The sequence below is a fragment of the Pseudoxanthomonas suwonensis 11-1 genome, assembly GCF_000185965.1.
Taxonomy (GTDB): domain Bacteria; phylum Pseudomonadota; class Gammaproteobacteria; order Xanthomonadales; family Xanthomonadaceae; genus Pseudoxanthomonas; species Pseudoxanthomonas suwonensis_A.
In genome coordinates this window covers 275,917-289,561 of sequence record NC_014924.1, presented here as the reverse complement: position 1 = coordinate 289,561, position 13,645 = coordinate 275,917, and the positions used below count along the sequence as shown (strand labels likewise).

Below are 13,645 nucleotides of genomic sequence, written 5' to 3'. Positions count from 1 at the left end.
TCAGAGCCCGTCGGGCTTGGCCACCATCAGCCAGAAGATCGCCATCACCCCGATGAAGGCCGGCCAGCCCAGCGCGAACCACCAGCCCATCACCACCCGGTACTGGCGCGGCAGCGGCATGCCCTGCGCGGCCGCGGCACGGGCCAGGTCGCGCGCACGCACCTGCAACCACAACACTGGCAGCCAGCAGCAGCCGACCAGCACGAACAGCCACAGCGCCACGCGCAGCCAGGAATAGTCCAGCGGCATTCCGAGGAAGCGCGCCAGCCACAGGCCGCTCAGGAACTGCACCACCACCGCCGGCGCGGTGAAGCAGGCATCGGCGATCACCACGGTCCGCGCGGTGGCGGCGATATGCGCGGCATCGCCGCGCAGGTGGGCCATCCACATGAAGAACGCGATGCCCAGCCCGGTGCCGAACAGCAGGGTCGAGGACAGGACGTGGATCCACTTCACAAGCAGGTAGGTTTCCATCATCTCCGCTCCGAAAGCACCCACGACATGGCCAACGCCGGCAGCACCGCCAGGTTCCTGGCCATGCCGCCGCGCGGATCCATCCACGTCGCCGGCCACAGCACAACGAGCATGCAGGTATAGGCGAATATGCACAGGATCATCCGCCGGGACCGTCATGCGCAGGCACGGCCGGACACGCGCCACGGCGCCAGCACGACGCCCAGCCACCGCCTGCTCGCGCGGCGTGCACGTATGCATCTGCATGATCGATGACAAGCCCGACGAAGACGGAGGACCTCAGATGAGGATGACACCCGCCCAGTCCGCCCTGCTCAATGCACGCGAGAAGCAGCTGCTGCAGACGCGCGGCCCGTACGAAGTAAAGCAGCTGGCGACCCTGATCCGGCGCACGCGCGAACTGCGTGACCGCCAGCGCGACCTGGCCCAGCGCCAGCGCGTGGCCGCGACCTCGCAGGGACGCTCCAAGGATTCGGCGTCGATCACCCGCACCCTGCGCAAGGAGCAGCTGTTCAGCCGTGCGCTGGAGCATTACGAGGCGCAGCTCGAGCGGATGAACCGTGAATCGTCCGACGTGATGAGCGAACTGGCGCTCGGCAACAATGCCGCCGCCTCGCGTGCCGGCCGGCGTGCGACCACCGCGGCGGCGCCCGGAAAGACCCGTGCGCGCAAGCCTAAGGAAACGGCACGCGCAAAATCGCGCACCGGCGTGGCGGTCCGCGGCCAGGCCCAGGCTGCCTTCCGCTGACGCGATGAAACAGAAGGGCCGGCACCACCCAGGGTGCCGGCCCTTTCTTCGTGCCGGGAGATCCCGGTCCGGTCAGAGGATGTAGCGGCTCAGGTCCGGATCCTGCACCAGCTCGCCCAGGTGCTGGTCGACGTAGGCGCGGTCGATGGTCACCGACTGGCCGTCACGATCCGGGGCCTCGTAGCTGAGCGTGTCGAGCAACCGCTCGAGCACCGTATGCAGGCGGCGGGCACCGATGTTCTCCTGGCGCTCGTTCACCTGGGCCGCGATTTCGGCCAGGCGCTCGACCGCATCCGTGGTGAATTCCAGCCCGACCCCTTCGGTGGCCAGCAGTTCCACGTACTGGCGGGTCAGCGCGGCCTTGGGCTCGGTGAGGATGCGGACGAAGTCCTCCTTGCTCAGCGCGGTAAGTTCGACCCGGATCGGGAAGCGGCCCTGCAATTCGGGGATGAGGTCCGAAGGCTTGGCCAGGTGGAACGCGCCCGAGGCGATGAACAGGATGTGGTCGGTCTTGACCGTGCCGTACTTGGTGGACACGTTCGAACCTTCGACCAGGGGCAGCAGGTCGCGCTGCACGCCCTCGCGGGAGACGTCGCCGCCGCCCACGTTCTCGCCACGCTTGGCGACCTTGTCGATCTCGTCGATGAAGACGATGCCGTGCTGTTCGCAGGCCTCGATGGCCGCCGCGCGCACGTCGTCCTCGTTGACCAGGCGCGCGGCCTCCTCCTCGACCAGCAGCGGACGCGCCGCACGGATCGCCAGGCTGCGCTTGTGGGTCTTGCCGCCGCCGAGGCTGGCGAACATCTGCCGCAGCTGCTGGCCCATCTCCTCCATGCCCGGCGGGGTCATGATGTCCACGCCGGCACCGGTGGCCGCCAGCTCCAGCTCGATCTCGCGGTCGTCCAGCTCGCCATCGCGCAGCATGCGGCGGAACTTGGCGCGGGTGGAATCCTCCGGACCGGAAACCTGCACCTCGGCGGTGCCGTTTCCAAAGCCCGGGACCGCGCGGCGCGGCAGCAGCGCATCCAGGATGCGCTCCTCGGCGCGCTCCTCGGCCTGCAGGCGCACCTTCACCTTGGCCTGCTCGCGGTACATCTTGACCGCGGTGTCGGCCAGGTCACGGATGATCTGCTCCACGTCCTTGCCCACATAGCCCACCTCGGTGAAGCGGGTGGCCTCGACCTTCACGAAAGGCGCGTTGGCCAGGGTGGCCAGGCGCCGCGCGATCTCGGTCTTGCCGACGCCGGTGGGGCCGATCATCAGGATGTTCTTGGGCATCACCTCGTTGCGCAGCTCCGGATCGAGCTGCATGCGGCGCCAGCGGTTGCGCAGCGCGATGGCAACCGCGCGCTTGGCGGCCTGCTGGCCGACGATATGGCGGTCCAGCTCCTGCACGATCTCGCGCGGGGTCATGGTCGAGGAAGAGGTATCAGTCATGGGGGGCATTCCAGTCTTCGGGGCGGCCGGACCGTTGCCGGCCCGGCGATCAGCGGCCCGCCGCCAGGGCGGGCGCGGGCAGTCACAACTCTTCGACCACGACGTTGCGGTTCGTGTAGATGCAGATGTCGCCGGCGATGCCGATCGCTTCGGTGGCGATGGTGCGGGCGTCCAGTTGCGTATGTGCCAGCAGGGCGCGTGCCGCCGAGAGGGCGTAGCTGCCGCCGGAACCGATGGCGATGATGCCGTCCTCCGGCTCGATCACGTCGCCGGTGCCGCTGATGACCAGCGAGGTCTCCCTGTCGGCCACCGCCAGCAGGGCCTCGAGCTTTCCGAGGCGGCGCTCGGTGCGCCAGTCCTTGGCCAGCTCCACCGCGGCGCGGGTCAGCTGGCCATGCTTCTCCAGCTTGGCCTCGAACAGCTCGAACAGGGTGAAGGCATCCGCGGCGGCACCGGCGAAGCCCGCCAGCACCTGGCCGTCGCGGCCCAGCCGGCGCACCTTGCGTGCATTGCCCTTCATCACCGTGTGGCCAAGCGTGACCTGGCCGTCGCCGGCGATGGCCACCTTGTCGCCGCGACGCACGCAGACGATGGTGGTGGCGTGGAACACATTGGGGTTCTGGCTGGGGTCCATGCGGCGCTCCGGGGGTCGATAGCTCCCTGAGTGGGGGCTGCTTCCCGCCGGTTCAACCCGGCGTGGGTGCCGCGGAGGCCGGGCCCTGTCCAGTCCGGCCCAGCCCGCACGGCCCTCGCCGCAAGCCGCGGCCGGAAGGCCTCGCCTGGCCGCTAACGGGCACGACCCCGCGGAGCCCGGTGCCGTCGAAACAGCGGGAGCAGGAAGGTGCCGACAAGCAGCAGCGCAAGCGAGCCGACGACGATGCCTGGCCCCACCCATGGGGGCGATTCCGGCAGCCAGCTGCCCACCAGCCTGCCGAAGACCAGTCCTGCCAGGCCGCCCAGGAGCGCGACCGCGCTGGCCCAGGGCCCGGAACGGCGCGGGTTGCCGGACTGCGCTTGCATCGTCATTGCTCCAGTTCCGCCGACACGTACTGGATCAGCCCGGCCGTATTCCTGCGGAACTCGGCCTCGAGGTCGACCCCGCACTTGTCGGCGAGCACCAGGATCGACCACAGGCAGTCCGACAGCTCGTGGCCGAGCCTGGCCTGCACGTCGTCGATGTCACGTACGCCGGCATGGGCCTGCACCAGCTTGGCCAGGTCGCCCACGTCGCCCATGAAGCCCAGTGCAAGCTCCTGAGTGGTCCACTCCCGCCCCCAGCGCTTGCGCTCCAGCTGCCCGTAGAGCGCGTTCAGACGCAGCGCCGTCTCGCGTAGTTCGTCCAGTCCCATGCAGCTCCCCCGCAGTTCGGGCCATGGTGCCACGCGGGCTCATGCCCCGCCCGTCCGGCGGCGTGGCCTGGGCATCGCCGCGTTCGCAGGCATGGACGCCACCGGCCCACGTTGGTGGCCGCGTGCAGATCCTGCAAGGACATGCAGCGGGCCTCCACGCCTCCCCCACGCTGGCGAGGCGCCCTGTTCACGGCCGGGGCCGCAAGGTCAGGTGCCCCAGCCGGCCCCGCCGGCGCACGTCCCCGAGCGGAGAACTCCATGCTGGCCACCACCTACCGCCGCCCCCGCACGATGCGCATCGAACATGTCGCCGAGCCGGAGATCGAGCATCCCAACGACGCGATCATCCGGGTCACGCGCAGCTGCATCTGCGGTTCGGACATCCATATCTACAACGGACTGGTGCCCGATACCCGGGTGGGCTCGATCATCGGCCACGAGTTCTGCGGCGTGGTCGAGGAAGTCGGCCCCTCGGTGCAGAACCTCAAGGTTGCCGACCGCGTGCTTGTGCCGTTCAACATCTTCTGCGGCAGCTGCTACTTCTGCCAGAAGGAGCTGTACGGCAACTGCCACAACGTCAATTCGCAGGCCAGCGCGATGGGCGGCTTCTACGGCTATACCCATACCGCCGGCGGCTACGACGGCGGCCAGGCCGAGTACGTTCGGGTGCCGTTCGCCGACGTCGGCCCGACCGTGATCCCGGACGACATCCACATCGAGGACGCGGTGCTGCTGACCGACGCCTTCCCCACCGGCTACCAGGCCGCGGAGATGGGCAGCATCCGCGAGGGCGACACCGTGGTCGTGTTCGGCGCCGGCCCGGTCGGCCTGTTCGCGGCCAAGAGCGCCTGGTTCTTCGGCGCCGGCCGGGTGATCGTTGTCGACTGCGAGGACTACCGCCTGGAGTTCGCGCGGAAGTTCGCCCACGCCGAGACGGTGAACTTCCGCGAGATCGACGACGTCGCCACCCACCTGAAGAAGATGACCGACTGGCTGGGCGCGGACGTGTGCATCGACGCGGTCGGCTGCGACGCCACCGGCAGCGCCTTCCACGGCATCACCGGCAAGATCCTGATGCTGCAGGCCGGCTCGCCGATCGCGCTGCACTGGGCGATCAACAGCGCGCGCAAGGGCGGGCGCATCTCGATCGTCGGCGTCTACGGGCCGACCTTCAACATGATTCCGATCGGCAACGCGGTGAACAAGGGCCTGACCCTGCGCATGAACCAGGCCAGCGTGAAGCGCCACCTGCCGCGGCTGATCGAGCACATCCGTGCCGGCCACATCTCGCCGCGCGAGATCATCACCCATCGCATCCCGCTGGAAGACGTGGCCGACGCCTACGACATCTTCGTCAACAAGCGCGACAACTGCATCAAGACCGTGCTGATCCCGCCTTCGGCGCGGGCGGAAGCATGAGCCGGCGCGCACAGGAGCAGACCATGGATCGCAGCAGCTACGCCCATATCCCCGGCTGGGGTTCGGACCTGGAACGCGAGAACCGCCCGGCGGTGCCGATGGAGCGCACCCCGCCGCGGCTGGACGTGCCGTGGAGCGACCCGCCGCCCCGGCAGCCGATGACGGTGGAGGTGCTGAAGTCGGTCGAGCGTCCCGAGCACTCGCGGACCTTCGGCACCCGCCTCCCGCCCAAGGGGCTCAGCGGCATGATCCGCCGCGCCGCCTTCCGTCGCAGCGAGAATGACATCGGGCACTGGCTGGCGCTGATCGCCGCCGACCGGGTCAACGTGGTCGAGGGGCTTTGCCAGGACGTACGCCGCTCGCCGGCCAAGGCCGCGATTCTGGGTGTGGGCCTTGGCGTGGCCGCCTGGCTGCTGCTGCGGCGGAGGTAAACGTCCGGCGCGCGCGCAGGGCGGCGGCGGTCGGCGGCTTCAGCTCTTCCGCTTCGCCCGCGGGTGCGCCGCGTCGTAGACCTTGGCCAGGTGCTGGAAGTCGAGGTGGGTGTAGATCTGGGTGGTGGCGATGTCGGCGTGGCCGAGCAGCTCCTGCACGCCGCGCAGGTCGCCGGAGGATTCGAGCACGTGGCTGGCGAAGCTGTGCCGCAGCATGTGCGGGTGCACGTGCTTGAACAGGCCCTGGCGCGCGGCCAGCTGGCGCATGCGGACCTGCACCGCGCGCTGGCTGATCGGGCCACCACCACGGCCTGGAAACACGAAGTCGTCGCTGCCGGCACCGGTGGAACTGCGCCACTCCTCCAGCGCGCGCCGCGCGTGCGAGCCGACCGGCACGCTGCGCTGGCGGCTGCCCTTGCCCAGCACCGTGACCAGGCCCTGGTCCAGGTGCAGGTCGCGCCAGCGCAGGGCGCACAGCTCGCTCAGGCGCAGGCCCGAGGAATAGAACAGCTCCAGCAGGGCGCGGTCGCGCAGGCCCAGCGGCGCGCTGGTGTCCACCTCGACCAGCTGCACCGCCTCGTCCACGTCCAGCACCTGGGGCAGCTTGCGTGGCGCGCGTGGCGCGCGCAGGCCGATCGCGGGACTGGCCTCGATCACACCATGCTTGAGCAGCCAGGCGTAGTAGCTGCGGCAGGCCGAAAGGCGCCGCTGCAGGCTGGTCGGTGACAGCCCGCGGCGGTGCTCGCTGGCCACGAACTCGCGCAGGCGGCCGCCGTCCATCCGGACCACGTCCTCGCCGCGCTCGAACGCCCAGTCCTGCAGCGCCTGCAGGTCGCGCCGGTAGGCGTCGAGCGTGTGCGGCGACATCGCCCGCTCCACGCGCAGGTGTTCGAGGAAGTCCTGGATGCCGTTCATGGTCGCGGCGGGTGGTCGTGCATGCGCCGACAGTGCGCTCGGCGCGGCCGGCTCAGGCCTCGAAACGCTGCAGGGCGGTGGCCAGGGACTCGCCCATCATGCGCAGGAACAGCGTGCCCATGCCCGGGTAGAAGCGGTTGGGATCATGGCTGCCCACCGCGACCAGGCCGACGCCCGGCAGCGAAAGCAGTGCGCTGGACTGCACCTGCGTGGCCTCCTCGCCGTAAAGCACGGCGTTCTTGTCGCCATGCAGGCGGCCGCACAGCGGTTCGCCCGAGGCCAGGGCGTCGCGGAAGGGCTCCAGTTGCGGCGCATCGGCGGCGATCACGCGCAGCCATCCGGCATCGTCCAGGCCCTCGACCGGGGTGAAGGCGATGATCCGCACCAGGTCGCCGGCGAAGTCCTCGGCCAGCGAGGCGGCCATCGCGCGCAGGGTCCCGGCGCGGTTGCCCTGGCGCATCAGCGACAGGGTCAGCTGGTGGGTGCGCACTGCCAGCCGCTCGTTGACCTGGGCGTTGGCCGACAGGTCGGACAGGCGACGCGACAGCTCGCGGTTCTTCTCGCGCAGCACTTCCAGCTGGTAGCTGGCCAGCGAGGCGGTGCGCCCGTCCTCGCGCGGCACCACCAGGCTCTGCGCCAGGTCGGGGAACTGCTTGAGGAAATCCGGATGCCGGCGCAGCCAGGCCGCCACTTCGTGCGCGCCGGGTTTTTCCTGGGTCTCGCTCATTCCTGCCACTCCCCTTCGAATACGAATGCGGCCGGTCCGGCCATGATGATGCTCGCGTCCTCGCCGGCCCAGCCGATGCGCAGGTCGCCACCGGGCAGCGACACCGTCGCCTCGCGGGCGATGCGGCCACGCCGCACCAGCGAGGCCACCGCGGCGCAGGCGCCGCTGCCGCAGGCCAGGGTCTCGCCGACCCCGCGCTCGTACACGCGCAGGCGGATGTGGCCAGGCGCCAGCACCTGGGCGAAGCCGACGTTGACCGACTGCGGGAACGCGGCCGAGGCCTGCAGCGCGCGGCCGGTGCCGGCCACGTCGACAGCGTCGATGTCCCCGACCTCGATCACCGCGTGCGGATTGCCCATCGACACCGCGCCGAACACCACGCGGCGGCCATCGAGCTCCAGGGTGTATTCCGCGGCCTCGGCCCCGAAGCCGGCCAGCGGCACCTGCGCCGGTGCGAAGCGCGGCGCGCCCATGTCGACCGCGTAGCGGCCATCGCCCAACGCCTGCACCTGGTGGATGCCGGCGGGACTGTCGATCACGAAGCTTTCGCCGCGGGCGGCACCGGCGCGGACCAGCCAGGCAGCCACGCAACGCGCGCCGTTCCCGCACTGTCCGGACGGGCTGCCATCGGCGTTCCAGATGCCGTAGGCGGCCACCGCGCCGGCGCTGCGCGGCGGCTCGATGGTCAGGATCTGGTCGCAGCCCACGCCGCGGTGTCGGTCGGCCAGGCGCGCGGCCAGCGCGGCGTCCGGCGGCGGGCTGCCATCGCGCAGGTCCAGCACCACGAAGTCGTTGCCGGCTCCATGCATCTTGCTGAAGCGCAGGCGCTCAGCCATCGACATCGCCCGCGTCGCCGCCATCCTCCTGCGCGGGCAGCGGATCGGCGGGAGTGGCCGGCGTTGCGGCCGGCGCGGGTTCGTCGCCTTCGACCGGCGCGCTGGCCGGCGGCGCCCCGGGCGCGGGCTGCTCGACCGGCACCGGCTTCTGCGGCATCACCAGCGGGCCCTTGTTGCCGCAGGCGGCCAGCAGCGGCAGGGCGGCCAGGGCCAGGAGGAATGCATGACGTCGGATGGTGTCCATGCCCGGAGTATAGCGACGCGGCGGTGGATGCCGGCTCGCGCGCCGGCGTTCAGGACGCCGGATCGGGCGGCTCGGGCCGCAGCCACAGCCAGGTGCCGACCACGGCCATGCAGCAGATCGGCAGGACCACCATCCAGCCGCGGTGCGAAGGCACGGCGAGCATCACCCCGAGCAGGATCGCGGCGCAGGCGAGCATCGCCCAGGTCGCCGCCCACTTGGCCCGGCGCGGCACCGCGCGATGCTGGCGCCAGGCCAGGATCACAGGGCCGAAGCGCGGATCTTCCAGCAGGCGCCGTTCCAGCCGCTTGGATCCACGCGCCGCCGCCCAGGCGGCAACCAGGATGAATACCGTGGTCGGCAGGCCGGGCAGGAAGATGCCGACGATGCCCACGCCAAGGCTGGCATAGGCCAGCAGCCACCAGGCCCAACGGAAGCGGTCGCGGTTGCCCATGGCCGCATCATAGGCCGGCGGGCATCACGTGAAGCGTGGACGGGCGGTAACCCTCCCACGCTTCAGCGCGTGGCGCTCAGGGCTCCTCGGCCACGCCCAGCTGGTCGAGCACGAAGGCGTAGTACTCGGCCTGCTCGCGGAAGCGGCGGAAACGCCCGGACTTGCCGCCGTGGCCGGCATCCATGTTGGTGCGGAACACGACCGGCGCGCTTCCGGTATTGAGGTCGCGCAGCCTAGCCACCCACTTGGCCGGCTCCCAGTACTGCACCTGCGAATCCCACAGGCCGGTGCCGACGAACATGGCCGGATACGCCTGCGCGGCGACGTTGTCGTACGGCGAATACTTGAGCATGTACTCGTAGTACTCCTGCTGCTCCGGATTGCCCCACTCGTCGTACTCGTTGGTGGTCAGCGGGATGGTCGGGTCGAGCATGGTGGTGACCACGTCCACGAACGGGACCTGGGCGACCATCACCTTGTAGTCCTGCGGGGCCTGGTTGGCGACCGCGCCCATCAGCAGGCCGCCGGCGCTGCCACCCATGGCCGCGACCCGGCCCGGCGCGGCGTAGCCCTGCGCCACCAGGGCGCGGGTGACGTCGACGAAGTCGTTGAAGGTGTTCTGCTTCTCCAGCAGCTTGCCGTGCTCGTACCAGGTGCGGCCCATCTCCTGGCCGCCGCGGATATGGGCGATGGCGTAGACCACGCCACGGTCCAGCAGGCTCACCACCGGACCGTTGAAGCCCGGGTCCATGGAGATGCCGTAGCTGCCGTAGGCGTACTGGAACAGCGCGGCGGTGCCGTTCTTCCTGAAGCCCTTGCGGTAGACCAGCGAGACCGGGATGCGCACGCCGTCGCGCGCTTCCACCCACACCCGCTCGGTCGCGTACCGGGACGGATCGTAGCCGGGTACCGGCTGCTGCTTGAGCTGGCGGCGCTCGCCGGTGGCGACGTTGAGTTCGTAGGTGGTCGCCGGCGTGGTCAGCGAGGTGTAGCCGTAGCGCAGCCACTGGGTGTCCGGCTCGCTGTTGACCGACAGGCCCATCGAGTAGGCCGGCTCGTCGGCGGACACATACTGCTGGCTGCCATCGGCGCGCAGGATGCGCACCCGCTCCAGGCCGCCGGAGCGCTCGCCGACCGCGGTGAAGCCGTCGAACAGCTCGTACTCCTCGATGAACACCTCGGGGTCGTGCGGCAGCCAGTCCTGCCACTGCTTGCGCGAGGTGGCGTCGCTGGGCGCGGTGACCAGCTTGAAGTTGGTGGCGCCGTCGGCGTTGGTGCGGATCACCCAGCGGCCGCCGTGGTGGTCGGCGTCGTACTCCACGTCGCGCTGGCGCGGCGCCAGCACCCGGAACTCGCGCGGGTCCGCGGCCGGGGCGTAGCGGACCTCGGAGGAGACGGTGCTGTCCAGGCCGATGGTGATGTACTTGTCGTCGCGGGTGCGGCCGATGCCCATGTAGAAGGAATCGTCCTCCTCCTCGTACACCAGCTGGTCCTGCTCCGCCGGGGTGCCCAGCACGTGCTTCTTCACGCGCACGGTCAGCAGCGTTTCCGGGTCGTTCTCGACGTAGAACAGGGTGCGGTTGTCGTCGGCCCACACCAGGTTGGGCGAGACGCCGGTGATGGTGTCCGGATAGACCTCGCCGGTGGCCAGGTTGCGGAAGCGGATCGTGTACTGGCGGCGGCCGACGGCATCCTCGGCCCAGGCCAGCAGGCTGTTGTCCGGGCTGACCTCGTAGTCGCCGACGCTGAAGTAGTCCTTGCCGGCGGCCAGTTCGTTGACGTCCAGCAGCACCTGCTCGGCGGCGAAGTCGCCGGCCTCGTTGGCGGCCTGGATCGAGATCGCGTCCACGCCCTGGCCGTCCTTGCGCCGTGCGTACACCGGGTAATCCTTGCCGGCCTCGTAGCGCGAGTAGTACCACCAGCCGTGGTCGCGGAACGGCACCGAGCTGTCGTCCTGCTTGATGCGCGCGACGATCTCCCCGTACAGCTTCTCCTGCACCGGCTTCAGCGGCGCCAGCAGCTCGTTGGCGTAGGCGTTCTCGGCCTCGAGGTAGCCGAGCACGGCAGGATCCTGGCGCTCGTCGTCGCGCATCCAGTAGTAGTCGTCCTGGCGGCTGGCGCCGAACGGCGTGGTCACCGTGAACGGCTTGCGTTCGGCATCGGGCGGATTGGCGGCGGCGGGATTGATGGTCATCAGTGCGGAGATTGCGAGCAGGAGGGGCATTTTCATCGATGCGGTCCCTGGGCGGGTGACGGTACGCGGAACGGCCGTGGCGCGTGGCGCCGGGCTCCAAAGCGAAGCGCCCCCGGACGTGGCCGGGGGCGCTTGGTTGCTGGCTACTTCTTCGCCCTGGCCGGCTGGCTCAGGCGCTGCCAGAGGAAGGCGTAGGCCAGCGCGCTCATGTGCGCGGCCTGGGCGTTGTTGGCCGCGCCGCCGTGGCCGCCCTCGATGTTCTCGAAGTAGGTCACGTCCTTGCCGGCATCGATCATCTTCGCCGCCATCTTGCGCGCATGGCCCGGGTGGACGCGGTCATCGCGGGTGGATGTGAGGAAGATCACCGGCGGGTACTCCCTGGCCGGGTCGAACAGGTGGTACGGCGAGAAGGTCTGGATGAACTCCCAGTCGGCCGTGTCCGGGTTGCCGTACTCGGCCATCCACGACGCGCCCGCCAGCAGCTTGTTGTAGCGCTTCATGTCCAGCAGCGGGACCTGCACCACCACCGCGCCGAACAGCTCCGGGTACTGGGTCAGCATGTTGCCGGTGAGCAGGCCGCCATTGCTGCCGCCCTGCACGCCCAGGTGCTGGGGCGAGGTGATCTTCCGCGCCACCAGGTCCTGCGCCACCGCGGCCATGTCCTCGTAGGCCTTGTGGCGGTTGGCCTTGAGCGCGGCCTGGTGCCAGCGCGGGCCGTACTCGCCGCCGCCGCGGATGTTGGCCACCACGTACACGCCGCCGCGCGACAGCCAGGCGCGGCCGAGGCCACCGGAATAGCCGGGGGTCAGCGAGACCTCGAAGCCGCCGTAGCCGTACAGCAGGGTCGGCGCCTTGCCGTCCAGCGCCAGGTCCTTCGGGCGCACCAGGAAGTAGGGCACGCGGGTGCCGTCCTTGCTGGTGGCGAAGTGCTGCTCGATCACCTGGGTGCTGCTGTCGAAGAACGACGGCATCGACTTCAGCTGCTCCGGCTGCTGGCCGATGGTGGCCAGGGACAGCGTGGTCGGGGTCAGGTAGTCGGTGGCGGTCAGCCACACCGCGTCGGACTCGTCGCTGTCCACCGCCGACACGCCCAGGGTGCCGAACGCCGGCGCGCCCACGAACTCGCTGCGCTTCCAGCCGTCCTTGCCCGGGGTCAGCACGTGCAGGCGGTTCTTCACGTCCTCGAGGACATTGAGCACCAGGTGCGAACGGGTCCAGGTGACGCTGGCCAGCGAGCTGCGCTCGGTCGGCTCGAACAGGACCTCGAACTCGCGCTTGCCGGCCATGAACCCGTCGAAGTCCGCCGCCAGCAGCGAGCCGGCCGCATAGGTCCTGCCGCCCACGGTCCACGGCTCGCGCAGCTCCACCGTCAGCCACTCGCGCTTGACCCCGGCGCTGGCCGAGTTCGGCACGTCGATCCTGGCGAGCTTGCCGTCCTTGCCGACCAGGTACAGCTCGTCGTTGTAGAAGGCGATGGTGCGGCTGACGAAGTCGCGCTCGAAGCCGGGGGTGTCGTCGTGGACGGCGGCGATGTACATGTCATCGGCCCTGCCCTCGTACACCACCTCCGCCGATTCCAGCGGGGTGCCGCGCTTCCAGCGCTTGGCGATGCGCGGGTAGCCGGACTCGGTCAGCGAGCCGTCGCCGAAGTCGGTGTAGACGTAGACCGTGTCCTGGTCGATCCAGCCCAGGCCGCCCTTGGCCTCGGGACGGAAGAAGCCGTCCTTGATCCAGGTGCGGCTGTTCATGTCGAACTCGCGGGTGACGTCGGCATCGGCGCCGCCGCGCGACAGCGCGACCAGGCAGCGCTCGTAGGACGGACGCAGGCAGTCGGCGCCGTGCCACACCCAGTTCTCGCCCTCGGCCTTGTTCAGCGCGTCGAGGTCGAGGATGGTCTCCCACGCCGGGTTCGGCTTGCGGTATTCCTCCAGCGTGGTCCGGCGCCAGACGCCGCGCTCGTGGTTACGGTCCTTCCAGAAGTTGTAGTAGTAATTCCCCATCTTCTGCACGCCGGGGATCTTGGCGTCCGAGTCCAGCACCTCGCGGATGCCGGCCTCCATGGCCTTGAACTCCGGGGTGGAAGCCAGGGCGGCGTCGGTCTTGGCGTTCCGGGCGCGGACCCAGGCCAGCTGGCGTTCGCCGGTGACGTCCTCGAGCCACTGGTAGGGGTCGTCGGCCATGGTGGGCTCCTGGGCATGGGCCGCTCCGGCGGCGGCAAGGCCGGCGACAAGGCAGGCCTGGGCAAGACGCGACATCGGTTACTCCGAAAACTGAACTGAGCCGGCGAAGCTAGCACAGCCTCCGGAGGGTCACGCCTGCCGATGGTCAGGGCCGGGCCCTGTGCGGAGAGGGTCCAGCCTGTCCGCGAGGCTGGCCCGGCCGGGCGGCGACCGGGCGGCCAGGCCGGGGCGGTCGCCCTG

Annotated in this window: 14 protein-coding genes; 3 read left to right on the top strand and 11 right to left on the bottom strand. The window is 70.1% G+C overall.

What is annotated here, in order from left to right:
- Complete coding sequence (locus PSESU_RS01300) at positions 1–474, bottom strand: DUF2269 family protein (RefSeq protein ID WP_203415170.1); 474 nt, start codon at positions 472–474, stop codon at positions 1–3.
- 283 nt (positions 475–757) lie between these two features.
- Between PSESU_RS01300 and PSESU_RS01295 the strand changes: the two genes are divergently transcribed.
- Entirely contained in the window at positions 758–1,222 is a 465-nt protein-coding gene (locus PSESU_RS01295) for a hypothetical protein (RefSeq protein ID WP_013533952.1), read from the top strand.
- A 72-nt stretch (positions 1,223–1,294) separates the two neighbouring features.
- Here the strand turns inward: PSESU_RS01295 and hslU are convergent, their stop codons facing one another.
- The 3 genes from hslU to PSESU_RS01275 form a co-directional block, all read right to left on the bottom strand.
- Complete coding sequence (gene hslU / locus PSESU_RS01290; protein ID WP_013533951.1) at positions 1,295–2,659, bottom strand: ATP-dependent protease ATPase subunit HslU; 1,365 nt, start codon at positions 2,657–2,659, stop codon at positions 1,295–1,297.
- A gap of 82 nt (positions 2,660–2,741) precedes the next feature.
- Entirely contained in the window at positions 2,742–3,293 is a 552-nt protein-coding gene (gene hslV / locus PSESU_RS01285) for an ATP-dependent protease subunit HslV (RefSeq protein WP_013533950.1), read from the bottom strand.
- A 388-nt stretch (positions 3,294–3,681) separates the two neighbouring features.
- The gene (locus PSESU_RS01275; protein WP_233275246.1) at positions 3,682–4,041 is read right to left on the bottom strand and encodes a nucleotide pyrophosphohydrolase; all 360 of its coding nucleotides are present in this window, start codon (positions 4,039–4,041) and stop codon (positions 3,682–3,684) included.
- Positions 4,042–4,266: 225 nt separating this feature from the next.
- Between PSESU_RS01275 and PSESU_RS01270 the strand changes: the two genes are divergently transcribed.
- Positions 4,267–5,427 (top strand): zinc-dependent alcohol dehydrogenase, encoded by a 1,161-nt coding sequence (locus PSESU_RS01270; protein WP_013533947.1) that lies wholly within the window; start codon positions 4,267–4,269, stop codon positions 5,425–5,427.
- Positions 5,428–5,450: 23 nt separating this feature from the next.
- Positions 5,451–5,858 (top strand): hypothetical protein, encoded by a 408-nt coding sequence (locus PSESU_RS01265; RefSeq protein WP_013533946.1) that lies wholly within the window; start codon positions 5,451–5,453, stop codon positions 5,856–5,858.
- A gap of 39 nt (positions 5,859–5,897) precedes the next feature.
- Here PSESU_RS01265 and xerC read toward each other — a convergent pair whose 3' ends face one another.
- The 7 genes from xerC to PSESU_RS01230 all read right to left on the bottom strand — a co-directional run bounded on the left by xerC (position 5,898) and on the right by PSESU_RS01230 (position 13,480).
- Positions 5,898–6,773, bottom strand: coding sequence for a tyrosine recombinase XerC (xerC, locus tag PSESU_RS01260; RefSeq protein WP_013533945.1), 876 nt, complete (start codon positions 6,771–6,773; stop codon positions 5,898–5,900).
- A gap of 52 nt (positions 6,774–6,825) precedes the next feature.
- Entirely contained in the window at positions 6,826–7,500 is a 675-nt protein-coding gene (locus PSESU_RS01255) for a DUF484 family protein (protein ID WP_013533944.1), read from the bottom strand.
- Positions 7,497–8,342: a diaminopimelate epimerase gene (gene dapF, locus PSESU_RS01250; protein ID WP_013533943.1), complete on the bottom strand. Its 846-nt coding sequence runs from the start codon at positions 8,340–8,342 to the stop codon at positions 7,497–7,499. Before dapF ends, PSESU_RS01255 begins: the two co-directional genes overlap by 4 nt.
- Positions 8,329–8,580 carry an LPS translocon maturation chaperone LptM gene (gene lptM / locus PSESU_RS01245; protein ID WP_013533942.1) on the bottom strand — a complete coding sequence of 84 codons (252 nt, stop codon included), beginning with the start codon at positions 8,578–8,580 and terminating at the stop codon, positions 8,329–8,331. Before lptM ends, dapF begins: the two co-directional genes overlap by 14 nt.
- 49 nt (positions 8,581–8,629) lie before the next feature.
- Entirely contained in the window at positions 8,630–9,031 is a 402-nt protein-coding gene (locus PSESU_RS01240; protein ID WP_013533941.1) for a YbaN family protein, read from the bottom strand.
- Positions 9,032–9,107: 76 nt separating this feature from the next.
- A complete protein-coding gene (locus PSESU_RS01235; RefSeq protein ID WP_013533940.1) occupies positions 9,108–11,261 on the bottom strand; it encodes a S9 family peptidase in 2,154 nt (717 codons plus the stop codon).
- 107 nt (positions 11,262–11,368) lie between these two features.
- Positions 11,369–13,480 (bottom strand): prolyl oligopeptidase family serine peptidase, encoded by a 2,112-nt coding sequence (locus PSESU_RS01230; RefSeq protein WP_013533939.1) that lies wholly within the window; start codon positions 13,478–13,480, stop codon positions 11,369–11,371.
- Positions 13,481–13,645 lie beyond the last annotated feature (165 nt).

Bases quoted from the DNA above. Each gene is read 5' to 3' on its own strand.
- PSESU_RS01270 (WP_013533947.1), top strand. From the start codon at position 4,267: ATGCTGGCCACCACCTACCGCCGCCCCCGCACGATGCGCATCGAACAT.
- PSESU_RS01235 (WP_013533940.1), bottom strand. From the start codon at position 11,261: ATGAAAATGCCCCTCCTGCTCGCAATCTCCGCACTGATGACCATCAAT.
- hslU (WP_013533951.1), bottom strand. From the start codon at position 2,659: ATGACTGATACCTCTTCCTCGACCATGACCCCGCGCGAGATCGTGCAG.
- lptM (WP_013533942.1), bottom strand. From the start codon at position 8,580: ATGGACACCATCCGACGTCATGCATTCCTCCTGGCCCTGGCCGCCCTG.
- xerC (WP_013533945.1), bottom strand. From the start codon at position 6,773: ATGAACGGCATCCAGGACTTCCTCGAACACCTGCGCGTGGAGCGGGCG.
- PSESU_RS01240 (WP_013533941.1), bottom strand. From the start codon at position 9,031: ATGGGCAACCGCGACCGCTTCCGTTGGGCCTGGTGGCTGCTGGCCTAT.
- PSESU_RS01265 (WP_013533946.1), top strand. From the start codon at position 5,451: ATGGATCGCAGCAGCTACGCCCATATCCCCGGCTGGGGTTCGGACCTG.
- PSESU_RS01295 (WP_013533952.1), top strand. From the start codon at position 758: ATGAGGATGACACCCGCCCAGTCCGCCCTGCTCAATGCACGCGAGAAG.
- dapF (WP_013533943.1), bottom strand. From the start codon at position 8,342: ATGTCGATGGCTGAGCGCCTGCGCTTCAGCAAGATGCATGGAGCCGGC.
- PSESU_RS01230 (WP_013533939.1), bottom strand. From the start codon at position 13,480: ATGTCGCGTCTTGCCCAGGCCTGCCTTGTCGCCGGCCTTGCCGCCGCC.
- PSESU_RS01300 (WP_203415170.1), bottom strand. From the start codon at position 474: ATGGAAACCTACCTGCTTGTGAAGTGGATCCACGTCCTGTCCTCGACC.
- PSESU_RS01255 (WP_013533944.1), bottom strand. From the start codon at position 7,500: ATGAGCGAGACCCAGGAAAAACCCGGCGCGCACGAAGTGGCGGCCTGG.
- hslV (WP_013533950.1), bottom strand. From the start codon at position 3,293: ATGGACCCCAGCCAGAACCCCAATGTGTTCCACGCCACCACCATCGTC.